Annotated in this window: 22 protein-coding genes and 1 riboswitch; of the genes, 12 read left to right on the top strand and 10 right to left on the bottom strand. The window is 66.3% G+C overall.

The window, feature by feature from the left end:
* Window positions 1-2 precede the first annotated feature (2 nt).
* Window positions 3-2009 (top strand): PhoX family protein, encoded by a 2007-nt coding sequence (locus tag AUCHE_RS07610; RefSeq protein WP_006502702.1) that lies wholly within the window; start codon window positions 3-5, stop codon window positions 2007-2009.
* A gap of 106 nt (window positions 2010-2115) precedes the next feature.
* Complete coding sequence (locus AUCHE_RS07605) at window positions 2116-3765, top strand: AMP-binding protein (protein WP_006502701.1); 1650 nt, start codon at window positions 2116-2118, stop codon at window positions 3763-3765.
* A 54-nt stretch (window positions 3766-3819) separates the two neighbouring features.
* On the opposite strand, the gene AUCHE_RS07600 is transcribed toward AUCHE_RS07605, so the two are convergent.
* Complete coding sequence (locus AUCHE_RS07600) at window positions 3820-6471, bottom strand: AAA family ATPase (protein WP_162137230.1); 2652 nt, start codon at window positions 6469-6471, stop codon at window positions 3820-3822.
* Between the two features lie 11 nt (window positions 6472-6482).
* Complete coding sequence (locus tag AUCHE_RS07595; protein WP_245706778.1) at window positions 6483-7664, bottom strand: metallophosphoesterase family protein; 1182 nt, start codon at window positions 7662-7664, stop codon at window positions 6483-6485.
* A gap of 77 nt (window positions 7665-7741) precedes the next feature.
* Here AUCHE_RS07595 and AUCHE_RS07590 point away from each other — a divergent pair, with 77 nt between their 5' ends.
* Both AUCHE_RS07590 and AUCHE_RS07585 read left to right on the top strand, forming a co-directional pair.
* Window positions 7742-8194, top strand: a complete 453-nt coding sequence (locus tag AUCHE_RS07590) for a fluoride efflux transporter FluC (RefSeq protein WP_074788458.1) — start codon at window positions 7742-7744, stop codon at window positions 8192-8194.
* A complete protein-coding gene (locus AUCHE_RS07585; RefSeq protein ID WP_006502697.1) occupies window positions 8191-8562 on the top strand; it encodes a fluoride efflux transporter FluC in 372 nt (123 codons plus the stop codon). The genes AUCHE_RS07590 and AUCHE_RS07585 overlap by 4 nt, the downstream gene beginning before the upstream one ends.
* A gap of 165 nt (window positions 8563-8727) precedes the next feature.
* Here the strand turns inward: AUCHE_RS07585 and AUCHE_RS17725 are convergent, their stop codons facing one another.
* Complete coding sequence (locus tag AUCHE_RS17725) at window positions 8728-9492, bottom strand: C40 family peptidase (protein WP_040321837.1); 765 nt, start codon at window positions 9490-9492, stop codon at window positions 8728-8730.
* 5 nt (window positions 9493-9497) lie between these two features.
* Window positions 9498-9641: riboswitch (cyclic di-AMP (ydaO/yuaA leader) on the bottom strand.
* A 402-nt stretch (window positions 9642-10043) separates the two neighbouring features.
* Window positions 10044-10751 carry a metal-dependent transcriptional regulator gene (locus AUCHE_RS07575; protein ID WP_006502695.1) on the bottom strand — a complete coding sequence of 236 codons (708 nt, stop codon included), beginning with the start codon at window positions 10749-10751 and terminating at the stop codon, window positions 10044-10046.
* A 502-nt stretch (window positions 10752-11253) separates the two neighbouring features.
* Between AUCHE_RS07575 and AUCHE_RS07570 the strand changes: the two genes are divergently transcribed.
* Both AUCHE_RS07570 and serC read left to right on the top strand, forming a co-directional pair.
* Complete coding sequence (locus tag AUCHE_RS07570; RefSeq protein WP_006502694.1) at window positions 11254-12363, top strand: citrate synthase 2; 1110 nt, start codon at window positions 11254-11256, stop codon at window positions 12361-12363.
* A 56-nt stretch (window positions 12364-12419) separates the two neighbouring features.
* Window positions 12420-13547: a phosphoserine transaminase gene (gene serC, locus AUCHE_RS07565; RefSeq protein ID WP_006502693.1), complete on the top strand. Its 1128-nt coding sequence runs from the start codon at window positions 12420-12422 to the stop codon at window positions 13545-13547.
* A 262-nt stretch (window positions 13548-13809) separates the two neighbouring features.
* On the opposite strand, the gene AUCHE_RS07560 is transcribed toward serC, so the two are convergent.
* From AUCHE_RS07560 to AUCHE_RS07550, 3 genes are all read right to left on the bottom strand, one after another.
* The gene (locus AUCHE_RS07560; RefSeq protein ID WP_174270523.1) at window positions 13810-14268 is read right to left on the bottom strand and encodes a MarR family winged helix-turn-helix transcriptional regulator; all 459 of its coding nucleotides are present in this window, start codon (window positions 14266-14268) and stop codon (window positions 13810-13812) included.
* 211 nt (window positions 14269-14479) lie between these two features.
* Window positions 14480-15238, bottom strand: a complete 759-nt coding sequence (locus AUCHE_RS07555; protein WP_006502691.1) for a DUF3027 domain-containing protein — start codon at window positions 15236-15238, stop codon at window positions 14480-14482.
* Entirely contained in the window at window positions 15235-15636 is a 402-nt protein-coding gene (locus AUCHE_RS07550) for a cold-shock protein (protein ID WP_006502690.1), read from the bottom strand. Before AUCHE_RS07550 ends, AUCHE_RS07555 begins: the two co-directional genes overlap by 4 nt.
* Before the next feature lie 425 nt (window positions 15637-16061).
* Here AUCHE_RS07550 and AUCHE_RS07545 point away from each other — a divergent pair, with 425 nt between their 5' ends.
* Entirely contained in the window at window positions 16062-16412 is a 351-nt protein-coding gene (locus tag AUCHE_RS07545; protein ID WP_006502689.1) for a VOC family protein, read from the top strand.
* A 32-nt stretch (window positions 16413-16444) separates the two neighbouring features.
* On the opposite strand, the gene AUCHE_RS07540 is transcribed toward AUCHE_RS07545, so the two are convergent.
* Window positions 16445-17428 (bottom strand): endonuclease/exonuclease/phosphatase family protein, encoded by a 984-nt coding sequence (locus tag AUCHE_RS07540; protein WP_006502688.1) that lies wholly within the window; start codon window positions 17426-17428, stop codon window positions 16445-16447.
* A complete protein-coding gene (locus AUCHE_RS07535; RefSeq protein ID WP_006502687.1) occupies window positions 17392-19362 on the bottom strand; it encodes a M13 family metallopeptidase in 1971 nt (656 codons plus the stop codon). Before AUCHE_RS07535 ends, AUCHE_RS07540 begins: the two co-directional genes overlap by 37 nt.
* 284 nt (window positions 19363-19646) lie before the next feature.
* Between AUCHE_RS07535 and AUCHE_RS07530 the strand changes: the two genes are divergently transcribed.
* Window positions 19647-21227 carry a methyl-accepting chemotaxis protein gene (locus tag AUCHE_RS07530; RefSeq protein ID WP_006502686.1) on the top strand — a complete coding sequence of 527 codons (1581 nt, stop codon included), beginning with the start codon at window positions 19647-19649 and terminating at the stop codon, window positions 21225-21227.
* 95 nt (window positions 21228-21322) lie between these two features.
* Here AUCHE_RS07530 and AUCHE_RS07525 read toward each other — a convergent pair whose 3' ends face one another.
* A complete protein-coding gene (locus tag AUCHE_RS07525) occupies window positions 21323-22252 on the bottom strand; it encodes a hydroxymethylglutaryl-CoA lyase (protein ID WP_006502685.1) in 930 nt (309 codons plus the stop codon).
* Window positions 22253-22420: 168 nt separating this feature from the next.
* Between AUCHE_RS07525 and AUCHE_RS07520 the strand changes: the two genes are divergently transcribed.
* The 4 genes from AUCHE_RS07520 to AUCHE_RS07505 all read left to right on the top strand — a co-directional run bounded on the left by AUCHE_RS07520 (window position 22421) and on the right by AUCHE_RS07505 (window position 26887).
* Window positions 22421-23128, top strand: coding sequence for a response regulator transcription factor (locus AUCHE_RS07520; RefSeq protein ID WP_006502684.1), 708 nt, complete (start codon window positions 22421-22423; stop codon window positions 23126-23128).
* Window positions 23129-23208: 80 nt separating this feature from the next.
* Entirely contained in the window at window positions 23209-24921 is a 1713-nt protein-coding gene (locus tag AUCHE_RS07515; RefSeq protein ID WP_245706777.1) for a sensor histidine kinase, read from the top strand.
* 137 nt (window positions 24922-25058) lie between these two features.
* Window positions 25059-26429, top strand: coding sequence for a S1C family serine protease (locus AUCHE_RS07510; protein WP_245706776.1), 1371 nt, complete (start codon window positions 25059-25061; stop codon window positions 26427-26429).
* Between the two features lie 164 nt (window positions 26430-26593).
* Window positions 26594-26887 (top strand): WXG100 family type VII secretion target, encoded by a 294-nt coding sequence (locus tag AUCHE_RS07505; protein ID WP_040321835.1) that lies wholly within the window; start codon window positions 26594-26596, stop codon window positions 26885-26887.
* Window positions 26888-26893 lie beyond the last annotated feature (6 nt).

The raw sequence follows: 26893 nt of genomic DNA, 5'->3' as shown, positions 1-26893 counted from the left end.
CGATGTCTTCCCCGCTGCGGAATCCTTTGCCCGTCGTCGATCATCCTGGCGGGCGCAGTGCCATGACCTGCCAGTACCGATGCGGTAACGCCTGCGCTCAGGAGCCGCCCAACGCCGGGGAAGGTCGGTATTTCGGGTCGGTCGTGGCACAGACGGTCAGTCGTCGCAATTTCCTGCGTCTGGGTGGGGTTGCCGCGGCGGTCGGGGTCTTGGGTGCTTCCGGTGTCCGGACCCCGGTCGTTGCGGCTGCCGAGGACGGACGGAGCACCGTCGATGCCTTGTCCGGTGGTGCCGTCTTCGATTTCCGGGGGATCGCGCCGGTGCCGGCGGCGACGGACATGGTCGTGGTGCCGCAGGGTTTTGCTTGGGCTCCGCTCATCAGGTGGGGGGATCCGATCCTGCGGGGGGCTCCGGCTTTCGATTTCGACCGGCAGAGTGTTCGGGCCCAGGAGCGGCAGTTCGGGTACAACAACGATTTCACCGCGCTCATCCGCGAGAGCGACCTGCGCGGGCTGTTGGTGTGCAATCACGAGTACACCAACGACGAGTTGATGTTCCGGGGGATCAGGAGCAGCAAGGATCTCAGTGTCGAGCAGATCCGTATCGTGATGGCGGCGCACGGCATGTCCGTCGTCGAGGTGGCTCGGAAGAATGTCCGTTCGCCGTGGCGTCATCTGCCGACCGGTCGACGCAATCGTCGGATCACGGCGAGTACTCCCTTCGCGGTGACAGGGCCGGCTGCCGGGTCGGCGTTGCTGCGCACCTCGGCCGATCCTCAGGGGCGTCGTGTCCTGGGAACCTTGAACAATTGTTCCGGCGGGGTCACCCCGTGGGGGACGGTGCTTTCCGGGGAGGAGAACTTCAACCAGTATTTCAAGGCGGACGCGGTTCCGCCGGCGCGGCGGGCCATGTTGAAGCGGTACGGCATCGACGGCGGAGGCCGGGGCTGGGAACGCGCCGACAGCCGGTTCGACCTGGCTCGGGAACCGCAGGAGGCGAATCGTTTCGGCTGGGTGGTGGAGGTGGATCCGGACGATCCGACGTCGGTTCCGCGTAAGCACACTGCGTTGGGTCGGTTGAAGCATGAGGCGGCGACGGTGGCCGTCGACGACGACGGCACGGTGGCCTGTTACACGGGGGACGACGAACGGTTCGAGTATCTCTACAAGTTCGTCTCACATTTCCCTTATCGGGAGGGTGACTCCGCAGAGGCGAAAGCGCACAACGCCCGCATTCTGACCTCCGGGGATCTTTTCGTGGCGGCATTCACCGCTTCGGAGGAGGACGGGCCGCATGCGGGAACCGGTTCCTGGCTGCCTCTGGTGAAGGACGGACGGTCGGTGGTCCCGGGGATGTCCTTGGACGAGGTCCTGGTCTTCACCCGGGCGGCGGCGGACAAGGTGGGTGCCACGAAGATGGACCGGCCCGAGGACGTGGAGACCGACCCGGTGAACGGCAAGGTCTACATGGTCTGCACCAACAACACGAAGCGTCTTCCGGGCCAGGTCGATCCGGCGAATCCCCGCCCGGCGAACAAGCATGGACACATCATCGAGATCACTCCGGACAGCGCCCGTCATGCCTCCGACGGTTTCACCTGGGATCTGCTGCTGGTCGCCGGGGATCCGTCCGATCCCGGCACCTATTTCGCGGGGATGCCCCCTTCGGAGGTGACCCCCATCTCCTGCCCGGACAACATCACCTTCGACTCGGCCGGTCACCTGTGGATCGCGACGGATGGGCAGCCTGGCACGTTGAACCACTGCGACGCCCTCTACATGATGACGGTGGACGGGCCGGAGCGTGGTCGGCTGCGTCGTTTCCTCACGGTCCCGGTCGGGGCGGAGACCTGCGGCCCGGTGATCAGTTGGGATGACCGGACGGTGATCGTGGCCGTGCAGCATCCGGGTGAGGTCGACGGGGCTTCTCCCGACCGACCGGCCAGTACCTTCCCCTACGACGGGCCTGCTCAGCCCCGTCCCTCGGTGATTCAGGTCCATCGGGTGTGAGGCGCCTCTGTCCGACAGCCTTCCGCACCCGATCTAGATGACATGTCAGAGCACTCCACCACCGCGGCTACCATGGATTTGAACGCCTGCTCAAGTGGAGGGCCGCATGGAATACGCCAGCTCTGACCCCGACATCGCGTTCCCGGATCTCCGGTTGGACGAGTTCGTGCTGGCTGCTCTGGCCGGGCACGATCCTGATCGGACGGCGCTGGTCGACGGGATGACCGGTCGGAGTCTCTCGTACGGGGAACTGATCGCTCAGGTGCATCGGGCGGCTTCCGGGTTCGCCCGGCTCGGCATCGGCTCCGGCGACGTGGTAGCGGTGCATCTGCCGAACTGCCCGGAGTTCGCGGTCCTTCTCCTGGCGGTCTCGGCTACCGGCGCGACGGTGACACCGGTCTCGACCTCGTCGGTGGCTGAGGAGGTCATCGCCCATGTGGAGACCTCGGGGGCCATGATGTTGGTCACCCATGCCGCGGTGTGGGCTGCGGCCGGGCCCGGTGCGTCGTCGATGGCAGCGGCAGGTTCTCCGGTGCTGGTCGTCGCCCGGGACGATCTGCCGAGCCCTGTCCACGACGGTTTCACGGCCTATTCGGACTTCCTGGCGTCGGCAGGCGACGACGGGCAGGTCGACCTGGTCACCGATGATCTGGATCTGGCCACCCATCCGGTCTGTCTTCCGTTCTCCAGTGGGACGACGGGGTTGCCCAAGCCGGTGATGCTCAGCCATCGGGCGCTCACGGCGAACGTCCTGCAGTTCAATGCGGCGGTCCATTTCCCAGAGCCGCAGAGGACGCTGGCCTTCCTGCCTTTCAGTCATGTCTACGCCCTGTCCACCACCTTGCTCGGCGGGCTGGTCAGGGGAGACACCCTGGTCACGATGTCCTCTTTCCAGATCACAGAGGTCTTGCGGCTGGTGCGCGAAGAGCAGATCACGCTCGCCTTCGTCGTCCCTCCGGTGGCGACTCTGCTGGCCACCCACCCCCAGGTGGTGCCTGACGAGTTGTCTTCGCTGACCACGGTGGTCTGTGGTGCCGCCGCTCTCGACCCGTCGGTGGCCCGGGTGTTGTCCGACCGTCTGGAGGTCGAGGTCCTCCAAGGGTACGGGCTGTCGGAGATGTCCCCGGTCACCCATGTGATGCGTCGTGGCGCGGAGATGCCTGTCGAATCGGTGGGTACGGCACTGCCGGGGATCCGTTTCCGAGTGGTCGACCCGGCCACCGGGGTGGATGTTCCGCCACCTGCCGGAGATGCCACTGCCGGGCCGGGTGAGCTCCTGGTCGCCGGTCCGAATGCGATGGTCGGTTATCTGGGGGATGAGGTGGCCACCGCGGAGATGATCGACGACGAGGGGTGGGTCCACACCGGCGATCTGGTGACCGTCGACGCCCAGGGTTGTGTGCGGGTCGTCGACCGGATGAAGGAGGTCCTGAAGAACCGCGGATACCAGGTGTCGCCCACGCAGTTGGAGCATCTGCTGCACGAGTACCCGGGTGTCCGCGATGTCGCGGTGACCGGGGTCCGGGGCGACGACATCGACGACGAGCGGCCGTTCGCGCTGATCGTGCGCCATGTCGGTGCCGGCGTCGGCCCCAGCGAGGAGGGCCTGCTCTGCTATGTCGCTGATCGGACGGCGCCGCATCGGCATCTGGCCGGGGTCGCCTTCGTCGAGCAGATTCCACGTTCGGCCTCGGGCAAGATCCTGCGCCGTCGACTTCCCGAGCTCCTCCCCGCAGGAGTCGTCGCTGCCCGGTGACCGGCCGGGCCTTCCCGGTGACGATCCGGAGGTCTCTCGACCCCAGGCATGTCGTCATCTTCCGATACGCGCTTGGCCCCCGACGGCGATCCCAGCGTAGCGGGTCGGTGAACTCGTCAGCAGGAGGATCTGCACGTCGTCGGCCAGCCCGAACGCTGCCACGATCCGGCGCAGTCTTTCCGGGTCGGAATAGCCCAGTGCATCGTCGATGACGACGGGTACTCCCTGGCCCCGGTCGACCAGGGTGGAGACGGCCAGCCGGGTGAGAATCGCCAATTGTTCCTTGGCCCCGGTGGACAGACATTCGAAGGGCACCCGCTGGCCACCGAGGACGCGGGCCACGACCCGTAGCGATTCGTCGACTTCGAGTCCGAGGTCGGGCCCGAAGACCACGGTCCCGAAATGTCGCAGTGCCTCGGCGAAGGGCCGGGCATAGGCCCGTTGCGCGTCCTGACGGTGTTTCTGCAAGGTTTCGTGCAGCAGCCGGGCGGCCTCGGCCCGGCGAGTGACCGAGGCGAGTCTGCGTTCGGCTTGTTCGAGTTCGCTTCCTGCTTTCTCCAAGGTGTCGTAGCGTCCTTGGCGCCCGGCCTGTTCCAGGCGTGCCTCGACCCGCACCCGGTCTTCCCGTAGCGCGGCGGCGTGCCTTTCCACCCCGTTCAGGGCTTCCTTCCCGGAGTCACGCAGGCGACGGACGGTGTCGGCGTCCAGTGCGTGGAGCTTCTCCTCCAGGCGTCGTCGTCGGGCCACCTCGTGCTGCCATATGTCCTCGGCTCGGGTGGCGGCGTCGGCCAGGTCGTCGTCCTGGAACTGTTCTCTGGCCTTGTCCAGTCGTGCTTCGGCAGCGGTCAGCTCCTGGTGCGCGGCACCGAGGAGCGAGTCCGCGCGGGCATGTCGGTCCCGCAGGTCTGAGGTTTCTTCCTGGACGGTTGTCAGGTGCACGTCGTGCAGGCGCTGTTGGTCCTCGAGCGCGGCGAGTTCTGCGCGTAATGCGGTGATGTCCGCCGTCTCACCGCTACCGGTATCGACGAGGTCATCTGCTGGCCCGGTGTCCTGCCGGTCGGTCGAAGCGTGTCCGGCCAGGGCGGCCAGTCGTCCTTCGGCCTCGACGAGACGATCGCGCAGGTCGCCGATCCCTTTTCCTTCGAGGACATCCTCGAGTCGTTCTCGCGCCCGGCTCAGCGTGTTCGAGGCTTCGCCGTGTCGTCGGCAGGAGTCACGAGCCGCGTCGAGGGTCGGCACCCCTACCCGTTCCAAGGCCTGTTGGAGAGCCCTTTCGGCCGCTGCCACCGCGTCGGCGCGTTCCTGTGCGGCGCTTTCGGGAGTCCACCGGAGTCGGACGTGCCCGGGGATCTCCACGACGAGTTCGTGGTCGACGGTGAGCACGAGTTCCTCGTCACGGTCGAGCCTCTGGGAGGTCGATCCGGTGATGATCTCCTGTCCGTCGGCTGACGAGGTCACGGCCAGGTGGGCGCTGTCGGTATCGCGACGAGCCCGAGCGAGATCGAGCTGGGCGGCCAGCTGTTCGATCTCCCGCAAGCTCTCCTCGTCGACCCGGCATTCGGCGAGCTCCCTGACTGCGCTCAATCTGGTACGGTCCGCTTCTTCGGCCCGGGTGACCGCATTCGTCAGCGCGATGACGTCCTTCGAGGCACGGTCGTACTCGTCGGCACGAGCGATCCGGTCCAGGGTTCGGGTCAGGTCACGTGCCCGCTCGGCGAGCTCGGTCTTCTTCCGTTGCCCTTCTGTCTGACGTTCCTGCGACCGTGCGAATTCTTCTCCCAACTCGTGGAGATCTTCCCGTTGTCGTTCGTGGGTGAGCCGTCGCTGGGCCAGTTCAGCGAGCAGCTCTTCACGGTCTTGGAGGCGTTCTCGTGCGTGACGGTGCTCTCTGGCCGCGTCCTCTACACGGGACGTGGCGTCGGCGAGCTCTTCTTCCACGGATGTGATCTCGGCCCAAGCCTGTTCGCTGGAGTCGAGCTCGTCACGGGTGGTCTGCCAACGTGCGGTGGTCTCCTCGAGTTCTCGGGCGAGCCGTTCATGGTGCGCGACGTCCTCCTCCACTTCCCGCACGGCGTCGTCGGCAGCGCATTTCAGAGTGCGCGCTTGTTCGGCGTTCCGCTGTTCACGGGCCAGTTCGCCAGTAGGCCGAATCCTTTCGGGGGTGAAATAACGGGCGTACTCCGCTGCGGCGGCCGAGACGAGGGTGTCGGCATCTCCACCTGCCTCGGCGGTCGTCCCCGATGCCCGGTCCAAAGCTGCGGCAAGTGCGGTGCTGGCGGTGAGGTCAAGTTGGTCAGGCGCGCTGCCCTGCATGAACCTCAGCGCTTTCCACAACGCCATGTCCGTGGTCTCGGCCAGGATCTGGTGGACCCGCTCGTGGGCTTCCTGACCGGTGAGATGCTCGGCGCGGGGGCTGAGGATCTGCAGCTCGGTCGCGGCCCGCTTGAACCATTGTTTGCGATATACGAAGCGGTACTCTCCTGCGCTGAATTCTGCTTCGATCGCGGTGGGGACGTCCTGGCCGATCGGCCGCACCGCGCGCACCTTCGCTTTGGTGCTGCTGTCTTTCTCGTCCAGCAGGAGATCGATCGCTTCGACGAGGGTCGATTTCCCGGCTTCGTTCGCACCGGTCAGGAGATAACAGCCGTTGTCCGGGAAGGTCAGGGGCTCCGGTTCCTGGAGTCCTCTGAGGTGTGAGACCTTCAACCGGTGGATCCTCATCGCTCCCCTGCCTTGGCGAGTCGGTAGAGCAGCGCGAGGGCGTCTCCGGCCACGTCTGCTTCCGGTCCTTCTTTCTCGGCCTGCGTCGCCAGTTCTGCGACGGCCGAGTCGACGAAGCCTCCGACACCGATGTCGGTGAGCTCGGCGCCGTCGACGTAGACCGCGAGGTGGGAGTGCCGTTCCCACGCGTAGCAACCGGCGAGCCGGTCGGCGTGACGTTCCAGGAGATCCTGGAGACGGGCGTGCTGAGACAGGCTCAGGGTGCCGGTCAGGGCATACCGGACTACGGTGCGGTCGGCGTCGGGAAGGCCCGAGAGTTCCTCGTCCAGGTCGTCCAGATCGTCACTTCCGTTGACCTCCCAGGGCAGATCGCGAAAGACCCACCGACCCACGTGGATCTCCTCGACCTGCGCCACCCCTTGAGGCGAGATCTCGACCAGAAGTACGTCTCCGGGGAGTTGTTCGCGGAAGTCGGTCACTTCGGGTGTCCCGCTGTAGTGCACGGATCCGGTGTCGCCCAGGGAGAGTCTGGAGTGTCTGTCCCCCAGGGCCACGTAATGGATCCGGCCCTCGGCCAGGGCTTCTTCGAGGGCGCCGAGTCTGATCGCGGCGACATCCCGCCGGTCGGGGTTGATCACGTCGACCTGGCCGTGGGCCACCAGGATCCGACGGATTCCATCGGGGTGGACGGTAGCGAGCGCATTCGCGGTCGGGTCGGCGATGGGTGTGTTCGAGGTCAGCGGGGCGGCGATCAGTTCCACTCCGGGTGCGACCGGGTAGGGGCCGGGATTTTCGAGGACGTGCACATGTTCCGGTCGTTCTCGGAGGAAGATCTCGGAGCGGTATATCGTGGCTGCGTTATGGGCGTCGTGGTTTCCTGGAAGCAGGTAGACGGGGACGTCGATGGCGCGCAGCGCATCCAGGGACCGTCGTACGGTTTGCGATCCGAGGAAGTTGGAGTCGAAGACGTCTCCGGCGACAACCACGAAATCGCACCGGTGTTCGTGCGCGGTCCGTCCGATGGCCCGAATGGCGTCCAATCGGGCGCCGGCATAACGTGATTGGGCTTCGCCTTCGAGGAAGTGTCTGGTCATACCGAGTTGCCAGTCGCTGGTGTGCAGGAAACGTACGGTTCCGGGATCCATGCGTACGCCTTCCTCGTCCTGGCCGATGGTCATCAGGTCGACCTGATCGTTACGAGGCTAGCCGGTCGCAGGTGTGTTCGGAGCAAGACTTCCTCGAGGTGCGGGAGGGCATGATGGTGGTTCCGTCGCCGTCGGCTGCTGATCGGCGGTGGCTTCTCCTGCTGGGAGTCGGTGCCGGGGGCTGTCTGGGCACTGCGGCGCGGGCGTCGATCGCCCAGGCTTTCCCGGTGCTGCCGGGCAGTTTTCCGTGGGCCACCTTGGCGGTGAATCTGTGTGGAGCTTTGGCGCTGGGTTTTCTCCTGGGCAGGTTGGCCTTGTGGCCCGACAGGGGGGCCTATCGGGCGGTGCGGTTGACCGTGGGCACCGGTTTCCTGGGCGGGTTCACCACGTACAGCACCTTCGTGGTGGAGAGTCTGCTTCTGGGCGCGGAGGCCAGATGGGGAACCGCTCTGCTCTACGTCGTCATCACACTGATCGGGGGGACGGCAGCGGCGGCTGTCGGATTCCTCGCTTTTTCATGGCGAGGCGATTCCTCGCAGGGCAAAGGGGAACCCATCTCATGATCGTTGCGGTGGCCGTGGCGGGCGGCCTGGGAGCGATGGCCCGTTTCGTAGTGGACGGGGCCGTGACCTCACGGTCCAGTTGCTCCGTCCCGCTGGGCACCCTGTGTGTGAATGTGTCCGGGTCGTGCGCATTGGGCTTCTTGACAGCTTGGTGGACCTGCCAGGGCGGATCGGGGGGTGGAGAGCTACGACCGCTGCTGGCTGTCGGATTCCTCGGCGGATACACCACGTTCTCGACCGCATGTGTCGAGTCGGTACGGCTGGCGGTCGACGAGCGGAGGAAAGCTGCGCTTCTCCTGGCTCTGGGTTCTTATGCAGCGAGTCTTTTCGCTGCGGGACTGGGGTTCGTCGCCGGCTGCATGTGCTAACTGCCGGACGGCGCAGGAAGACGCCCCTGTGCATCTTCCACACCATCCGGCAGTGAGCCGATCAGCGGGACCTCTCCCGTCGAAGAGGCTTTTTTGAACGTGGTGGTGGCCCGACAGATAAGGCTGTCGAGCCACCACCACTCACGTTATGTGAAGTCTGAGAGATCAGCCGACGCGTCCGTAGCTGACGTTGTTGCTCCAAATCTTGTGGAGACCCGTGGTCTGCCCGGCAGTGGGAGCGTCGTACATCATCCCGTTACCGGCATAGATGCCGACGTGCCAGGTACCGAAGAAGACCAGGTCACCCGGCTGGGGGTTGGAGACCGGGGTGGTGGCTGCACGCTGTGCGCCGGAGGTACGCGGCAGGGAGATCCCAGCCTGACGGAAGACGTACTGCACGTAGCCGGAGCAGTCGAAGCCGGAAGGAGTGGTACCGCCCCAGAGGTAGGGGATACCGGAGAGGCTGGCGGCCACGCCGAGAACACTGCCCTTGGGTGCAGGGTTCATCGCGCCCTTGGCCTTGGCGCCGGAGTAGGACTTGACAGCCCCGGCGCGGCCCTTGGACTGCCCCTGGGAGTCGTAGGCGGTTTCCGCGACCTCGGCCTGCGGCTTGGCGCGGTTGGACAGCGCCACGGAAGCGAAGCCGCTGGAGGCCTCACTGGCTTCCTCGGCAGCTGCCATCACGGGGAGGCCGTAGGAAACGGTGGTGTCGACTGCTCCACCGGTAAGAACGACAGCCTCAGCGGCAACCGCGTTGGGAGCCGTCGGCGAAGCGTTCGCGGTACCAGCCAGGGCCATGCTTCCGGCGGCGGCAACCGTCGCGGTAGCGGCAACAGCAGGACGGGCACCTCGCGCCACGGCGGATGAGAAGGACGAGACCGGGTTGAGACGACCGGGGGCGCGGTGGCGCCCGACAGTGTACTTAGACACGGGGTATAACCTCTCCAGCCGCCTGCGAGGTGAGCTGTCGGGTTCGGGCAGGAGAATGCCCGGTCGCAATCGAAGGGTTCGCGACTTCACCCCAAGGCCTCTTAGAGACCACTATGGGTCCCCCGCTCCTGCCAAGGCGTAGTGACGTGCGAACCCCTCAACGGCTGGCAGGACTCGGCGCTCCGTCGTGAGGGTCACCCCAGGGGTGGGCGACGAGACGAAGTTACAGGGACAGACGCCCGAATGTCACGCTCGGATCACAACACGATCAAGGAACCGTCTGAACACTCAGGTTCGTCTCGGCGTTTTCGCAGCTCACCCCCGGGTCACTTGAGAATGTGAACTACGTCACAAGGCGTCTCCCCGGGGTCGAAAACAGGCTCCGAGACGCGCTCCACACCCCACCCGCAGCATCCTCGGATGACTCCGCTGCCACCCTGGAGAGCAGCCAGCGCCCGGCGTACACCCACCCATATATAACGTCGCCCCGAGGGAACCCTCGGGGCGACGTTATATATGGGTGTCGAATTCGACAGGACGCGTCTACGCCCTCACTCCTCGTTCAGATAACGCTGCGGGAGCGTGACCCAGATCTGGGCCGCCACATCCTTGGAGATCACCAGATCGGACTCCGGCGAAGAACCGATCCTCCAGCCTTCGTCAGACCAGGAGACGCACACATGCGCCTCGGGCACCACACCGACCTCCTGGAGCATCCCCAGGATCTCGGCATCGTCCTGCAAGGCCTCACCCAGCCGTCGGACCTCCACATGCCCGGCCCGGCGATCGTGCAGACTCGCCAACGGGACGACGACGGCACGCACCTCCTTGCCCGGTTCGACCCCCAGCTCGTCCAGCCCAGGGATCGGATTGCCGTAGGGGCTCTGCGAGTTCCCGTCCAGAAGCGCCAGGATCTTACGTTCGACCCGGTCGCTCATGACATGCTCCCAGCGGCAGGCCTCCGCATGGACGTGCTCGTACTCCAACCCGATGACGTCGACCAGCAGCCGCTCCGCGAGCCGATGCTTTCGCATGACCCTGGTCGCGCGGCGACGTCCCTCCTCCGAGAGCAGCAAGCTCCGGTCCGGCTGCACGGCCAACAGGCCGTCTCGCTCCATCCGCGCCACCGTCTGCGAAACCGTCGGGCCGGAGTGCCCCAGGCGGTCCACGATGCGCGCACGAAGGACAGCCGTCCCCTCTTCCTCTAGTTCGAAGATGATCCGCAGATACATCTCCGTGGTGTCGATCAGCTCGGTCACCCCGCCATCCTCTCAGGTCGGACGGCCGATTCCGACCTCTGTTCATTTCCCGCCCCGCCCAGGCCACCCGCAGATCGCCCGCGCCGCATCCCAGAGGGTCCCTCCGTTGGGATACAACAGTGCCGCCAGGAGCCCGAACCGGAGCCTCCCCGGCCTCCCACATCCAGCAAAAATGCAGATAGGGAGTCCGAACATGCTGAGCCGCATCAGTTTTGGGCAAAGACTTGATTCGTCTTTCTTGCCTGTTTTAGATTTCAATCACACCGCTTGGCCGTGGCCTAGGACCCCCGAGCTGGGTCACGACCAACGGTGGCGGCGCTGGCGCACCCCCTGGCAGCCAGCGCCCGGACCGGATCACACCTGGCACCGGTCCACGAAGGGCCGGGTCCTCCATCGGACCCGGCCCTTCGTCATCTCCTAGAGCCACCGGGCGGAACCCGCCTCATCACAACCTGAGCACAGCCCCTGAAGGTCCGGCCCGCCGTCAGGAAGAATGGTCAACATGGTCACCCCCCCAGAGACCCCGCCCTCTTTCACCACAGCGATTGCCGAAGCCGACCACGACTCCGGCTGCCTGCGCTACCGCGGAGTCGATATCCGTGAGCTCGTCGATAAAGTCACCTTCGGTGAGGTCTGGGGTCTCCTCGTCAGCGGGAACTTCGGAGCCGGGCTCCCCCCCGCCGAGCAGTTCCCCCTACCGGTACGGACCGGAGACGTCCGGGTCGACGTCCAGAGCGCCTTGGCACAACTCGCTCCGGTCTGGGGGTTCCGACCTCTGCACGACATCGACATCGACCAGGCCAGGGAACAACTGGGACGTGCATCCACCATGGCGATGTCCTTCATCGCCCAGTCCGCGCGCGGCGCCGACGTTCCGGTCGTCCCGGAGCACCAGATCGGCAAAGCCGAGACGGTCGTCGGACGTTTCATGACCCGATGGCGCGGCGAACCCGACCCCCGCCATGTCGCCGCACTCGACGGTTATTTCACCGTGGCAGCCGAACACGGCCTCAACCCGTCCACCATGACCGCCCGGCTCATCGCCTCGACCGGGGCCGATGTCGCCGCCTGCCTCTCCGGCGCGGTCGGAGCCATCAGCGGGCCCCTCCACGGCGGAGCGCCCTCCCGCGCACTCCGGATGATCCTGGAGGCCGAAGCCCACGGAGACCCACAGACCTACGTCCGGGGGCTCCTCGACCGCGGCATCAGGCTGATGGGCTTCGGACACCGCGTCTACGGCGGCGAAGATCCCCGGGCCACCGCGATCCGAGAACTCGCCCGCCGATTCGAAGCACCCCTGTTCGACATCGCCTCCCGGCTCGAAGCCGATGCCCTGGACGTCCTCGCCGAACGCCATCCGGACCAGGGCATCGGAGTGAACATGGAGTACTGGGTCGCGGTCCTCCTGCACGGCGCGGAGGTACCCCCGCGACTGTTCGCCCCGATGTTCGCCTGTGCACGCTCGGCAGGGTGGTCCGCCCACATCCTGGAGCAGAAAGCCCTACAACGGCCGATCCGGCCGGTGGCCCAATACGCAGGCCCGTCTCCCCGCTCCGCCGAAGCCGTCCCCGGATGGGACATGCTTCCGCCGGCGCATCGCTTCGACCGTTGAACGGGCAGAGACCTCCTCACGCCCCGATCCCACCCGAGCCGGGGGAGGATGACCCGATGGACGACCCCGGCACCCGCATCCGTATACCCCGGCACCTGCTGCCCCAGGACGGACGATTCGGTTGCGGCCCGTCCTTGATCCCGGCCGAGCACGTCCACGAACTCGTGGACTCCCCCCTGCTGGGTACCTCGCACCGGCAACCCCCCGTTCTCCGCCTCGTCGCGGAGCTACGCGACGGCCTGTCCGAACTCTTCGACCCTCCACCCGGATATCTGGTCACCCTCGGCAACGGCGGTACCACCAGCTTCTGGGACGCGGCAGCCTTCTCCCTGGTGCGCCGACAGGCCCGTCACGGCGTCTTCGGGGAGTTCTCCTCGAAATTCGCCGAGGTCACCCGCTCGGCGCCCTTTCTCTCCGCCTCCGTCGTCGACGCCGCCGAACCAGGCTCGATAGCTCTCCCCCGGGCCGACGGCGTCAGCGACATCCTGGCCTGGCCGCACAACGAAACCTCCACCGGAGCCGCTGCACCGGTGACCCGACCCTCCGACACCGACGAGGACACCCTCGTGCTGGTGGATGCCACCAGTGCGGCAGGCGGGCTGCCGGTCGACCTCTCCCAGACCGATGCGTACTACTTCGCCCCCCAGAAAAACTTCGCCGCCGACGGCGGCCTGTGGTTCGCAGTTCTCTCTCCCCGCGCCCTGGACCGCATCGCCGAGATCGACGCCTCCGACCGCTGGATACCGTCCTCCCTGCGCCTGGCCACTGCCGTGGAACTCTCCGCCAAGAACCAGACCCTGAACACCCCCGCCCTGTCGACGCTGATCCTCATGAATGCGCAGGTCCGTACCCTCCTGGGCCGAGGAGGACTCTCCTGGGCGGTCGAACGCACCGCAGAGAACGCCCGCCGTCTGTACCAGTGGGTGGAAGAACGCTCCTACACCACCTGTTTCGTCCGCCGGCCGGAAGAACGCAGTCAGGTCGTCGCCACTGTCGACCTCGAACCGGCGATCGATGCGACGACCGTGAGCAAGGTCCTCCGCGCACACGGCGTGGTCGACACCGAGTCTTACCGCAAACTGGGCCGCAACCAACTACGAATAGCGCTCTTCCCGTCGATCGACCCCGATGACATCAGCGCGCTGACCGCCTGTATCGACCACGTGGTCGACGAACTCAACTGAGCACGGGCCAGTCTCACCGAGGCAGCGCAGGACCGATCACGGACACGGCCAATATCCCGGCCAAAGCCAGCCACACGATCACCCGTCGGGTCGAGGGCCTCATGACATCACACCTATCTTCGCCACCGTCACAGCGCCCGAGCGCCGAAGTCCTGTCGTTCCAGAGCGAACCCTAGCCCGGCTCCCCCAGACGCGACGCCGCCCCCTGTCCGTCGGAGCGAAGGCGCCGACCCCCACCTGCCGCACATCTGCCAGAACAGGCTCACAGAGAGGCGACCCGGCCGAGAATGCGAGCCAGCTCTGGGACCAGGGCGATGTCCTCCTCCTCGAGCTGACGCAACCGTGAAGTCATCCACAGATCCCGACGATGACGTGCTTCGTCCAGAAGTGCCTGACCGGTATCGGTCAACCCGACCAGGACGACCCGCCGATCCGTCGGATGCTGGGTGCGGTGCACATAGCCCTCGTCCACCAGCTTCTTCACCGTACGGGTCATGCTGGGCGCGCTCACCCTCTCCAGCTCTGCGATCTCGCTGGGCGGGAGGTCACCCTCCTCCAGACGGGCCAGGACCGCGAACTGGTGAGGGGCCACCGAGCCGGCCTGGGCCTCATAACGGACCCGACGGGCTATCTGTTGACAGGCGAGGCGGAGCTCGAGTCCTTGCCGGGCCAACCCGGCGAGGTCACCGGCCCGTGACTCTTCATGAAGGAGCTCCGCCAACGGCTCGAGAGGGATGTTATCGACGTCCCTGTCCGGCAGAGACTCGTCATCGCGTGGTAGCGGCATCGTTTCCCTCGTCTCAGCAGGACGACCAGCTCTCGACACCCCAGAATAGTCGGCTTCCCGACATGATGGACGCCTGCTCCATACATTCGTCCGGACGGTCAGCCGATCCTGCTGACGGCCGAAGGCCTCTCCCCTTCCAGGGAATTCAGACCCGTTCCTCGGCCAGAGCATCCCAGAGCATGTCGTCCGCCAGAGGACGACTCACCGGAACCGGATGATCGGCCACCACATCCGTCTCACTGTGGGCACCGCACCCGTGATCGAGACTCACGACGCGACCGTCGCTCGGGGACCACGCGTTGGCGCACACCCCGAAGACCGCCCGCATCGTCCCGGCCATCGGCAGGTAGTACCCGCAGCTGGAACACTTCTCGGGCGCCTTCTCAGCCACGGACGCATAAGGGCCGTGGTCGCCGTCGTACCAACGCTGCGCCGCTGCTTCCCGCCCCTCCGCGGAAAGCACCCGGCGCCGTCCCAGGCCCAGCTCGTGGAAAGCCGTCCGGTCGACGTCCTCCTCCCCCGTGGCCTCGAAACCCTGTTCGAGATGCTGATCGTCCTCGATGTAAGGAAGTTCGTCGCCAGCACCGAGATCACCCGGTTCGAGACGCTGGGCATAAGGAATCCAGTCCGGAGCCAGCAGGGCTTCCTCACCCGGCACGAGATGGGTCTCGCAGATGGTGACATGGCGGCTACGGGCGATCCGGGCCACCGTGACCGCCCAGGCCCACCCGCGGTAGGCCGGCGCCGTGCACACGAAGAGATGAGTGGCCAGACGCTCGGAATCCATGCGCATGCCCAGGTGCTCGCCCACGGTGCCAGGATCGGCGATATCGGATGCCGCCGATCGCGCCTGGTCCACCGCAGAGGCCAGAATCGTGTCATGCCTGACGGCCACCGCTATCACGCTCCGTCCAGATGGGTGGCCACGGCCCGCAGAACGGCAGCCACCTTCTGAGCTTCCTTGCGGTCCGGGTGGTGCCCGCGGCGGAAGCCGTTGCTCATCCGATCCAGCATCTTGATCAGGTCCTCCGTGATGACGGTCATCTCCTCGGCCGAACGCCGGTGCTTCGCGTGCTGGGCCGCGGCCACCGACGGCGCCGGGTCGAGCACCCGGACCTGCATCGCCTGAGTGCCCCGCTTCCCCGCAGCGATGCTGTATTCCAGACGCATCCCCGCTTTCAGACCCGTCACGCCACTTGGTAGGGACTTCGCTGGGACGAAAACGTCATCGCCGCCGTCGTCACAGGACACGAAGCCGAAGCCCTTCTGCTCGTCGAAGAACTTCACCTTGCCAGTAGGCACTTTACGAATCACACCTTCACCGGAGCTCACGAAGACCGACCGCTGATGCGAGCGGACGCCTCCAGGCTAGCCCGTACCGCTGCCCGGACCGAACGAGATTCACCGGACGTCCTTCCTGTTTCCCCTCCCGAGCCTCGGCCCGGAGGTTACAAATCGGGAAGACCACCCATCCACAGAGGGGGGAGAAACCCCATATCCGGCATTCGGTCGTGCTCGATTCCGGACTTCCTGTGACGGAGAAAACCGAAGAGAACCTTCGGAAACGTCCACTCTACGGACACCGGCTACCGCTCATGAACCATGAGCGAAAACACGCACGACTTCCGACGGATCTCTCGACAAAAGAGGGCATATTTCTATCGAAATGGTTGATGGGCAAGACAACTCCTGGCAGGAGAAGTACCGGCCTCACTAGGCTGAAGCACATGGTGTCCATCGCCTATGTCGTCATCGACTGTTACGACGCCCAGAATCTCGCCGAGTTCTGGGGCGCTGTACTGCACGCTCCGGTCTTCCACGATGCCGACGAGTACGTCGTCCTCGACAGCTCACCCCGCATGTCCTTCCAGAACGTGCCCGAACCGACTCCCGGGAAGAACCGGATGCACGTCGACATCCAGACCGACGACCTCATCTCGGACACCGAACGCATCCTCGCCCTGGGCGCCACCATGGTCGAACAGGTCCGCATGAACGGCGGCCGGTGGAATGTCCTCGCCGACCCGGAAGGCAACCATTTCTGCCTCGCCGGACCCTTCGACCACGAACATCCCTGACACCGGCCGCCGCACTCACCCCTCCCTGTAGGTCACGGCACCGTCAGCTCGGCGAAAACCGCCAGATGATCCGTCCGAGGAATCCGCAACACCTGGGCGCCACGCACCCCCAGCCCCTTCGACAGGACATGATCGATCTGTGCGAAGGCAGGGATCTGAGGATGCACCGGCCAGGTCGGCTCCCAACCCTGCCCGGTCACCCTCAGCGCGTCGTCGAAGCCCTCGGCCACCTCTCGGAACGCAGGATGCGCCCAGCCGGAATTGAAATCACCGACCATGACCACCGCGCCCCGCTGAGCACGCTGCCAACGAGCCAACTCGGCGAGATCCGAGCGCCATTGCGGAAGTTTCGTCGCCGAGCTCGGTGACCGCGGGTGGATCCCCCGCAGCGTCACCGGCCTCCCTTCGACCTCGATCCGGACCACCGGCTGCTGCGGCTTCGTATGGTCGGTGTTACCGGCATCCAGCACCTTCATCGGAAAACGAGAGAACACGATGGTCCCCCCGGCCCCGCCCAAGGTCGGACCCGAATCATGCGGAAGACGGACCCGGAAGGCCTGCCGCACATGGGGGACGAACTGTGGGCCGGCCTCGGTCAACACGACCACGTCGGCCTGCCGGGACTCCACCACATGCTTCAACGCCGTCACATCGATCTGACCGAACTCGGTGTTGACCGCCAGCACCCGCAAATTTTTGGCGCCGGTGGTCGACGGATCCGCGGCAAGGGTGCCCGTCAAGGGGAACACCGTCGGACCCATCGCCGTCCCGTACAGGATCAGAGCCAAACCAGCCGCTGCCGCCGACCGCCAATACCGCACACCGGCACAGACCGCCAACACCATCACTGCCAGGACACCCACCGCTGGATACAGCGGCTGCACCATCGGCACCGGACCGGTCAGATCCCACCACCACACCGTCGAGGCCAGCAGCACCGTGGCTGCAGATGCTCCCAGCAGCCAGGACCGCGCCTTCCTCACCAGATACGCACCCGCTCCGACTCCGGCAGCCACAGCGCGTCGCCTTCCCGGACATCGAAAGCCTCGTAGAACTCGGTGAGATTACGCACGATGTTCGCCCGGAACTCCCCGGGGGAATGCGGATCGATCGACAACAGACGCTTCGCCTCCTCCGGACGGCACAACGTCCGCCAGATCCGAGCCCAGCCCATGAAGAAGCGCTGGTCACCGGTCAGGCCGTCGAGCTCCGGCGCACCCTCGCCCTCCAGCGACAGGTGATAGGCCAGGTGAGCGATGGTCACCCCACCGAGATCCCCGATGTTCTCCCCGACAGTGAGCGCACCGTTCACCTTCTCCCCCGGGAGATCACGGGGGCTGAAAGAGTCGTACTGGGCGATCAAAGCAGCGGCCTTCACCTCGAAAGCCGAACGATCGGCCTCGGTCCACCAATCGACCAGCCGACCATGACCGTCGTACCGGCTGCCCTGGTCGTCGAAACCGTGCCCGATCTCATGCCCGATGACCGAACCGATGGCCCCGTAGTTGACCGCGTCGTCGGCCTCCGCATCGAAGAACGGCGGCTGCAGGATCGCGGCCGGGAAGACGATCTCGTTCATCCCGGGGTTGTAGTAGGCGTTGACCGTCTGAGCGTTCATGAACCATTCGTCACGATCGATCGGCCCGCCGAGCTTGGCCCACATCCGATCGGCCTCGAACATCTGCGCCCGACGCACATTCCCCAACAGATCGTTCCGGTCGATCCGCAGGCCGGTGTAGTCGCGCCACCGGTCGGGGAACCCGATCTTCGGGGTGAACAGCTCCAATTTCGCCAAGGCCTTCTGCCTGGTCTGCGGAGTCATCCAGTCCAACCGATCGATGTCATGCCGGTAGGCCGCCACCAGGTTGTCCACCATGGTGATCATCCGTTCCTTGGCCTCGGCCGAGAAATGCCGCTCGACATAAAGACGTCCCGCGTCCTCGCCCAGCAGCTGGTCGACCAGAGAAGCGCCCCTCTTCCACCGCAGCCGCTGCTCCGGGATACCCGACAGCGTGCGCCCGTAGAAGTCGAAGTGTTCTGCCACGACATCGGCGGGCAGATAAGGAGCGTAGGCGTGGAGAACCGCCGCGCGCATCCAGGAACGCCATACCGTGAGGGGGGTTGCACTCAACTCGTGCGCCAAGGCCTGCAGATAGGCCGGTTGACGCATCACCAATGCGTCGAAGGCCTCCCGGGGTGCACCCACGGCCCGCAGCCAACGTTCCCAGGGCAGACCCGGAGCGTGGGCGATCAGCCCCTCGCCGTCGACGAGGTTGTAGCTCTTCACCGCATCCCGGCAGGAGACCCGGTCCAGATGCCCGGACGCCAACCGCGTCTCCAGATCCATGACCTCCGTCGCACGCGCACCCGCGGCCTCCTCGTCGTCCCCGGCGAGGACGAACAGGCGGGTCAGGTGAGCGACATAACGTTCCCTCAGCTCGGCATAGGACTCTTCCCGGTAGTAGGCCTCGTCAGGCAACCCCAGCCCGGACTGCTCCAGGTAGACGACATAACGGTCGGGCTGCCCTGCGTCCGTGTTCACATAGGGTTCGACGGCTCCCCCGACGCCCTCACGCTGCAGTCCGCCGAGAAGAACCATCAACTCGACGGTGTCCTCGACCGCGTCGATCCGCGCCAGGAGCGCGTCGATCGCCGTCATCCCGGCCTGCTCCACAGCGTCCTCGTCGAGGAAGCTGACGTACAGGTCCTTGGCCAGGTCACCCGGGCGACGTGCCCCCTCCGGGCCGTCCGCCTCCGCAGTGCTCTCCTCCTCCAGGAGGGCCCGCATATTTTCCTCGGCACGATCGCGCAGATCGTCGAAAGTGCCGAAACGACTTCTGTCGTGAGGAATCTCGGCCGTCGACAGCCAGCCTGCGCTGACATGTCCGTAAAGGTCGTCCTGAGGACGGATCGTCGGTTCCATCGCGGCACGATCAATTCCTGAACGCATGAAGCCTCCTGTCTGATGTGTGTGCTCCCACGCTACGTGCTCGTCCTGACAGCAACCGCCAATACCGCCACCGCCCCGGCCTCGGCGGGGAATCCCCCTCTCCCGCGGCGCGAGGACGACACCGATCGTCTTGTCCTCGTTGAAAACTACAGCGGAAGGGATTGCAGCCGATCTTCCAGGGGACAGCTGCGCGCACCGATCCAGGTCACGCGCGCCTCCACCGTCAGATCGGACAAGAGATGTCTACAGAGTTCTCCCGCCAGGGATCGGCTCGACCAGGAGGGATGAGTGGTGTCATCGGACGACTGAGCATCAAGAGTCGCCTCGGCGTCGTCGTCGGGATCGTCCTGTTGATCGCCATCGCTCTCGGCACCTTCTCGGTGATCTCCCTCGGACGGGTGGCCGCCGCCTCCGCCGAGATCTACGACAAGTCCCTGGTACCGATCAGCCAGCTGGGCGCGATGCGCGCCGACATGAAAGACGTACGGATCGGCACCCTGAACTACGTCACCTCGACCGACGCCACGTCCAAGGCCAATCACAAGAAACGCAAGGAAGCCGCCCAGGCCCAGTTCGATAAGGACCTCGCCGCCTACCGACCCAACACGGTCGACCCGGCAGCGCTGAAGACGCTCGAGGAATCCTGGAAGAGCTATCTCCCCGTCCTCGACCCGTTGATGGCCTACGGCGACAAGATGGACTTCGCCGGATACGCCCAGTACCGCGACCAGAACGCCATCGGCCCCTCGGGTGCCGCCGACGGCGCCGTGATGAAACTGGTCGACGCCGAGCGCAAGGCCGCGGACGAGCGTCGCGCGGAAGCCACCTCAGAGTACGAACGGAGCCGGAACACCCTCATCATCGTGCTCATCGTGTCGGTCGCCCTGGCCGTCGGCGGTGTCGCCCTGGTCGCGGTGTCCATCATCCGCCCCATCGAAGTGATGAAGAACACCGTCGACAAGGTGGGACACGGCGATCTGACCGCCCGGACCCAGCTGGCGGGTACGGACGAGCTCTCGCAGCTCAGCTCCGGCCTGGACGACATGATCGCCGCGCTCAACGAGACCGTCGCCGGCGTCCGGGAAAATGCCGCCCAGGTCCAGAGCACCTCGGGCGTCATCGCCGGTGCAGCCCAGGACCTGCAGCGCAGCGCCGACCAGACCGCGGGCACCCTGTCCACGGTGTCCGCCTCGGCAGACGAGGTCTCCTCCAACGTCCAGACGGTCGCCGCGGGCACCGAGGAGATGACGGCCTCGATCCGGGAGATCGCCAAGAACGCCCAGGACGCCGCAGGAGTCGCCGCCAGCGCGGTCTCCGTGGCCAGCACGACAAATGCGACGGTGGCGAAGCTGGGCGACAGCTCGGCGAAGATCGGCGAAGTGGTCAAGGCCATCACCTCCATCGCGGAACAGACCAACCTGTTGGCCTTGAACGCCACCATCGAAGCCGCCAGGGCCGGCGAGGCCGGCAAGGGCTTCGCCGTCGTCGCCAACGAGGTCAAGGACCTCGCCCAGGAGACCAGCAAGGCCACGGAGGACATCGCCCACCGGGTGGAGGCCATCCAGGTCGACACCCAGGCGGCGGTCGCCGCGATCAGCGAGATCTCGGCGATCATCTCCCAGATCAACGACACCCAGGCCACGATCGCCTCCGCGGTGGAGGAACAGACCGCCACCACCAACGAGATGGGCCGCAATGTCAACGACGCCGCCAACGGTGCTTCCCGCATCGCCGGGGAGGTCGGAGAGATCTCCGAGACCGCCAACGCCAACCGGGAGGCCGCAAAGGTCACCGCCGGTGCGGCCAGCGAGCTCTCCGAACGGGCCTCGGCCCTGATGACGATGGTGCAGAACTATTCCCTGTGAGTCGTACCGGTGCGGCCCCGTCCCTGACGGTGGGGGCGGGGCCGCACCACTCGTCCGAGAGAGCACCCTGTACGGGGAAGGTCCCGACGCTCGGATCAGCCCGTCAGGGCACGCACCACCCGGCTCGCCGGTTCCCGCCCGAGCCGCCCGGCCATCCATTGGCTGGTCGCCACCAGGGACTCCAGGTCGACGCCGGTGTACACCCCCATGCCCTCCAGGGCCCAGGCCAGGTCCTCGGTCGCCAGGTTCCCGGTCGCCGACCCGGCGTAGGGACATCCGCCCAGGCCCCCTGCCGAGGCGTCGACGGTCCGGACCCCCCAGCGGACGGCTTCCAGGGAGTTCGCGAGGGCTTGACCGTAGGTGTCGTGGAAGTGCACCGCCAACCGTCCGGACTCCACACCGGCCCCGGACAGGGCGTCGAGGAGTCGGACGACATGCCCGGGCGTCGCCACCCCGATGGTGTCGCCCAGGGAGAGCTCGTCCACCCCGAGTTCCAGGAAGCGGAGCGCGACCTCGACCACCTGTCCCAGGGGGACGTCCCCCTCCCAGGGGTCGCCGAAACACATCGAGACATAGGCCCGGACCCAGGCACCGGCATCCGCGGCCCGACGGACGACCGGCCCGAACATCTCGAAGGACTCGGCGACGGATCGGTTGAGATTCTTCCGGGAGAAGGTCTCGGTGGCGCTGCCGAAGACGGCAACGGCGGATACCCCGAGTTCCAGAGCCCGGTCGAGTCCTTTCGCATTGGGGACGAGCACAGGACGTCCCCGGCCGAGACCATCCGCCCCGAGCAGGCCGATCAGCTCGGCGGCGTCGGCCAGTTGAGGGACCCACGTGGCCGGGACGAAGCTGGTGACCTCGACGGTGTCCAGGCCTGAGCGGACGAGGCGCCGGACGAATTCGACCTTGGTGTCGGTCGCGACCGTGGTCTTCTCGTTCTGGAGCCCGTCGCGGGGGCCGACCTCGTAGATTCGGACGCGATCGGGCATCCCGGGCATCGGCTCGTGCTGCGGTCGGCGCATCATTGCTCCTCACTCACAGGTCTGGAGGCGCCCGCCCCGACGGGACGCCCTGTCCCATCATGCCCGCCCACCCCGCCGGATTCCTGGAACAGACGACAGCAGAAGACAACTCGCGACATACGGCAGTCTCACAGCTAACATCCAGAAAGCAGCCGCACACTGGCTGCTGTGAGCAGCACACCTCCTGAAGCCCGACTTCTCGTCGTCGAGGATGAGCCCAATATCCGTGAGCTCCTGGCCACATCCCTGCGTTTCGCCGGGTTCGAGGTGTTCACCGCGGGTGACGGCGCCACCGCCATCACCATCGCCGAACGGGAACAACCCGACCTCCTCGTCCTCGACGTCATGCTCCCCGACATGGACGGCTTCGACGTGACCCGACGGCTACGCGAAAACGGTCGCCACATGCCGATCGTCTTCGTCACCGCCCGGGACTCGGTCGAGGACAAGGTCAAGGGCCTCACCGTCGGCGGCGACGACTATGTCACCAAACCATTCAGTCTGGAAGAAGTGGTCGCCCGGATCCGGGCCGTCCTACGCCGCACCCGTGGCGAGGCCGACGAGGATCAGGTACTGCGCTTCCACGACCTGGAGCTGAACGAGGACTCGCACGAGGTCCGACGCGGCAAGAGGGTCATCGACGTCTCCCCGACCGAGTTCAAGCTGCTGCGATACCTGCTACTCAATCCCAACCGGGTCCTGTCCAAGGCGCAGATCCTGGACCACGTCTGGGACTACGACTTCCGTGGTGAAGCCGGGATCGTCGAGTCCTACATCTCCTACCTGCGCCGCAAGATCGACGTGGAGGAACCCCACCTCATCCACACCCGGCGAGGAGTCGGGTACGTGTTGCGACTGCCCCCGGAACAGGTTTGAGCCCGCTTGCAGCACTCCCTCGGCTTGTCGAGAAGCCGAGGACGTGTGTCGTCCGGACCCGGGACCGCGCCGTTCGGGCATTGAAGGCATGGCCCTTACGGTGGCGTCTCGTCGCGGTCCTGGTCGTGCTCCTGGTGACGGCACTCTTCCTGACGAATCTCGCGACGCAACTGCTCCTGCGCTCGTACCTGATGGACCGCACCAGCGATGAGCTGCGCTCGGCGAGCAACTCGGCCGCGTCGAACTCGCTACCGCAGATCATGGCGACCGGTCACGTCTTCACCCCCGGGCTGCCCACCACGTACACCGTCATCTACATGGACCCCAAGGGACGCAGCCCTTATCTGCAGCCTTCCTCGGACGAACACGTCCTCCCCGACATCCCCCGCCTTCCGCTGGACGACCCCCGCGTCCGAAGCGGCGAGCCCTTCACCACCGACTCGATCAAGGTCGACCCCTCGTCGGGGAACACCCGCACCGACAACCCGCAGTGGCGAGTGGTCGCCGGTCCGCTCTCCGACCGCAGCGGCACCTACGCCGTGGCCACCTCCCTGCGCGGGGTCGACGAGACGATGTCCCGCCTGCACGTGGTCTCCCTGGCCATCGGTCTGCTCGTCGTGGCGATCTGCGTCCACGTGGGATTCCTCGGTGTGAACAGGGCCTTCCGTCCACTGCGTCAGATCGAGGACACCGCTGCCGCGATCGCCGACGGCGATCTCACCCAACGGGTGCCCGAACACGCGGCCCAGGACGAGGTGGCCAGTCTCTCGAGATCGCTGAACACGATGCTCTCCCAGATCGAGAGTTCCTTCGCGGTCCGGGAAGCCTCCGAGGACCGGATGAGACGTTTCGTCACCGATGCCTCCCACGAGCTCCGCACCCCGCTGGCCACCGTCCGCGGTTACGCCGAGCTCTACCGCCAGGGGGCCGCATCCAGCCCGGAAGCGACCGCCGGTGCCATGCGTCGTATCGAGGACGAGGCCACCCGGATGAGCGGCCTGGTCGAAGATCTCCTCACCCTGGCCCGGCTCGACAACCGTCGTCCGATGACCTTCGACGAGGTCGACCTCACCGTGCTGGTCGGTGACGCCGTCCAGGACGCCAAGGCTCGCGACCCGCAGCGCCCCATCCGCCTGGTGGGCCTCGGTGAGGGTCCGCTCGGCCCGACCATGATCTGCGGGGACGAGGCCCGGCTCCGCCAGGTCGTGACCAACCTGGTGGCCAATGCACTCCAACACACCCCTTCCGGTTCTCCGGTGGAGGTCGCCGTCGGCACGGTGAGCGGCGATGTGACGGACCAGCCGGGCAGCGAGTCCCGCCGGGTCTACCGGTTGGAGGTCCGGGACCACGGTGCCGGCATCGCCGAGGCCGATATCGACCGGGTCTTCCAACGTTTCTTCCGCGGCGATCCCTCCCGGGGACGTTCTTCGGGTGGGAGCGGGCTCGGACTGGCCATCGTCATGGCCATCGTCAACGCGCACGGCGGACGTGTCGGGGTGCGTGCCACCTGCGGCGGGGGCGCTACCTTTGTCGTGGAGATGCCCTCCGACTGTCGGCCTCAGTCGACTGGTTCTCCCGGCCCGGAGAAAGCTCCGGCCCCGAAGGTTAAAGTCTCCGCGTCCAAACTCCGCTGGGCACGATCCAAACGAGTCCAAGACTCTCCTGTCGTGGCCACCTCGGCCACGTCCCCAGGCCTTGACGGCCACGGTAAACCCTCTGTAGCCGGGACGGCCTCCCCCTCTGCGCCCCCTACAGCCGTCCGTACCGACGACGACCACCAAGGAGTGCGATGAGCCAGCCTGACAACCTCGAAAGCCGGGGCTCTTCTTCGCAGCCCGACACATCCCCCTCTCATCCGGCGAAGGCGGGCGGGAATACCGGCGGGGCAACGCCGGCCCCTGCCGCGCCGCCTGCCGCGCCGCCTGCCGCTGTGCCGCCTTCGCAGGCCACCGTTCCCGGCCAGGTCCTGACCCCGCCCGGAGCGCCCCAGCAGGTCGAGGCTTCCGCGCCTCCGCCCCCGCCCGCCGGTCAGGATGTCGCTGTCCCCGCAGCGGAGGCCGGTTCGGAGAACACCACCTGGGCGACCGGGGACGGCCACCGGCAGGCCTATCCGCCTCCTGCCGGCTGGACCGGCCAACAGCCCCCTCCCGGTCAGCCGTGGCCCGCAGGCCCCGGACAGTCCCCGCCCCCGGCTCCGGGCGCCTCGCAGCAGAAGGCGCGCCGTCTGCTGGAGATCGGCGTCGCGGCGACCTTGGCCGCCGTTCTTGCCTCCGGAGGCACCTGGGCCCTGTTCCGCTCCTCCGCAGGGACCAGCCGCATGGGGGAGCCTGCGCGTCAGGTCGAACAGGCCGACCCGAACAATCCGAACTGGACGGCGACGGCCAAGGCCGTCACTTCCAGTGTGGTCTCCATCCAGGTCTCCTCGGGGTCCCGCAGCGGCGACGGCTCCGGTGTGATCATCGACAACAAGGGCCATGTGGTGACGAACAACCACGTGGTGATGGCCGGAGGCGAATCGGCCAAGATCACGGTCGCCCTTGACGACAAGCGGGTCTACAGCGCCGACATCGTGGGCACCGACCCGGCAACCGACCTGGCGGTCCTGCGGATCAATGACGCACCCAAGGATCTACATCCGATCATCCTCGGGGACGACACCAAGCTGCGGGTCGGTGACCCGGTGATGGCGGTCGGTAACCCGCTGGGGCTGGCCGGAACGGTCACCACCGGCATCGTGAGTGCGTTGAACCGCCCGGTCACCACGCGGGACAAGGCGGCTCCCGGGGCTCCGAATGCCGTCCCTGTGGTGACGAACGCCATCCAGACCAGTGCGGCGATCAACCCGGGGAACTCCGGTGGTGCGCTGGTCAACGGCGCCGGGCAGCTGGTGGGGATCAACTCCTCCATCGCCTCGCTCTCACAGACCTCCGGCAATATCGGTATCGGCTTCGCCATCCCGGCGAACGAGGCGAAGAGCGTCGCGGAGCAGTTGATCAACCATGGCAAGGCCCGACATGCCTTCCTGGGAGTCACCTTGGCCGACGAAGTCGTCCCGGACGGCAACGATCAGCGGGCGGCGGCAAAGATCCAGCAGGTGTCTGCGGGATCGGCGGCGGAGAAGGCCTCCATACGTGCGGGCGACGCGGTGGTCGCGGTCGACAGCGAGGTCGTCGACGGCCGATTGAGCCTTCAGGCTCAGATCCGGGAACGTAAGGCCGGTGACCAGGTGACCCTGACCATCGTCCGTGAAGGTAAACGCCAGGACATCCGGGTGACCTTGGACGAGGACACCCGTAACTGAGCCCGCTCAGTATCTGTCAGCACGACGGCCCGCGTCGTCCACAACCCGGTGGACGACGCGGGCCGTCGCATACCCGTCTGTGGACCGGGCCGGAGGGATGCGGAGCTCTTCTTAACGTGGTGGGGTCGCGGCGGGAGAACGCCGCCCGGACGAAAGGCTTTCCCATGAGCACGCAGTTCCACGTCGATACCGCTCAGATCTCTTCCGCGGCGACGGACATCCGTCGGATCAGCGCCGAGCTGGAGGCGGATGTCGTGGGCATGAGCGGCCGGCTCTCGGCCTTGCAGGGCGCCTGGCAGGGTTCGGCGTCCGCTCAGTTCCAGGAGGCGGTCAGCTCCTGGACAGCGACCCAACGACAGGTCCGGGAATCCTTGGACCGTATCGAAAATGCCTTGTCTCGAGCGGGCGCCCAATATGCGGAGGTCGAGGCGTCGAACACTCAGTTGTTCGGTCGTTGATCGGCG

The sequence above is a fragment of the Austwickia chelonae NBRC 105200 genome, from assembly GCF_000298175.1.
Taxonomy (GTDB): domain Bacteria; phylum Actinomycetota; class Actinomycetes; order Actinomycetales; family Dermatophilaceae; genus Austwickia; species Austwickia chelonae.
The sequence above is the reverse complement of the archived record's forward strand: the minus strand, read 5'-3'. Positions and strand labels throughout refer to the sequence as shown.

What these genes read in the sequence shown, in the direction of transcription:
- AUCHE_RS07610 (WP_006502702.1), top strand. Translation starts at nt 3, where the DNA reads ATGTCTTCCCCGCTGCGGAATCCTTTGCCCGTCGTCGATCATCCTGGC.
- AUCHE_RS07605 (WP_006502701.1), top strand. Translation starts at nt 2,116, where the DNA reads ATGGAATACGCCAGCTCTGACCCCGACATCGCGTTCCCGGATCTCCGG.
- AUCHE_RS07595 (WP_245706778.1), bottom strand. Translation starts at nt 7,664, where the DNA reads ATGACCATCGGCCAGGACGAGGAAGGCGTACGCATGGATCCCGGAACC.
- AUCHE_RS07590 (WP_074788458.1), top strand. Translation starts at nt 7,742, where the DNA reads ATGATGGTGGTTCCGTCGCCGTCGGCTGCTGATCGGCGGTGGCTTCTC.
- AUCHE_RS07585 (WP_006502697.1), top strand. Translation starts at nt 8,191, where the DNA reads ATGATCGTTGCGGTGGCCGTGGCGGGCGGCCTGGGAGCGATGGCCCGT.
- AUCHE_RS07570 (WP_006502694.1), top strand. Translation starts at nt 11,254, where the DNA reads ATGGTCACCCCCCCAGAGACCCCGCCCTCTTTCACCACAGCGATTGCC.
- serC (WP_006502693.1), top strand. Translation starts at nt 12,420, where the DNA reads ATGGACGACCCCGGCACCCGCATCCGTATACCCCGGCACCTGCTGCCC.
- AUCHE_RS07545 (WP_006502689.1), top strand. Translation starts at nt 16,062, where the DNA reads ATGGTGTCCATCGCCTATGTCGTCATCGACTGTTACGACGCCCAGAAT.
- AUCHE_RS07535 (WP_006502687.1), bottom strand. Translation starts at nt 19,362, where the DNA reads ATGCGTTCAGGAATTGATCGTGCCGCGATGGAACCGACGATCCGTCCT.
- AUCHE_RS07530 (WP_006502686.1), top strand. Translation starts at nt 19,647, where the DNA reads ATGAGTGGTGTCATCGGACGACTGAGCATCAAGAGTCGCCTCGGCGTC.
- AUCHE_RS07525 (WP_006502685.1), bottom strand. Translation starts at nt 22,252, where the DNA reads ATGCGCCGACCGCAGCACGAGCCGATGCCCGGGATGCCCGATCGCGTC.
- AUCHE_RS07505 (WP_040321835.1), top strand. Translation starts at nt 26,594, where the DNA reads ATGAGCACGCAGTTCCACGTCGATACCGCTCAGATCTCTTCCGCGGCG.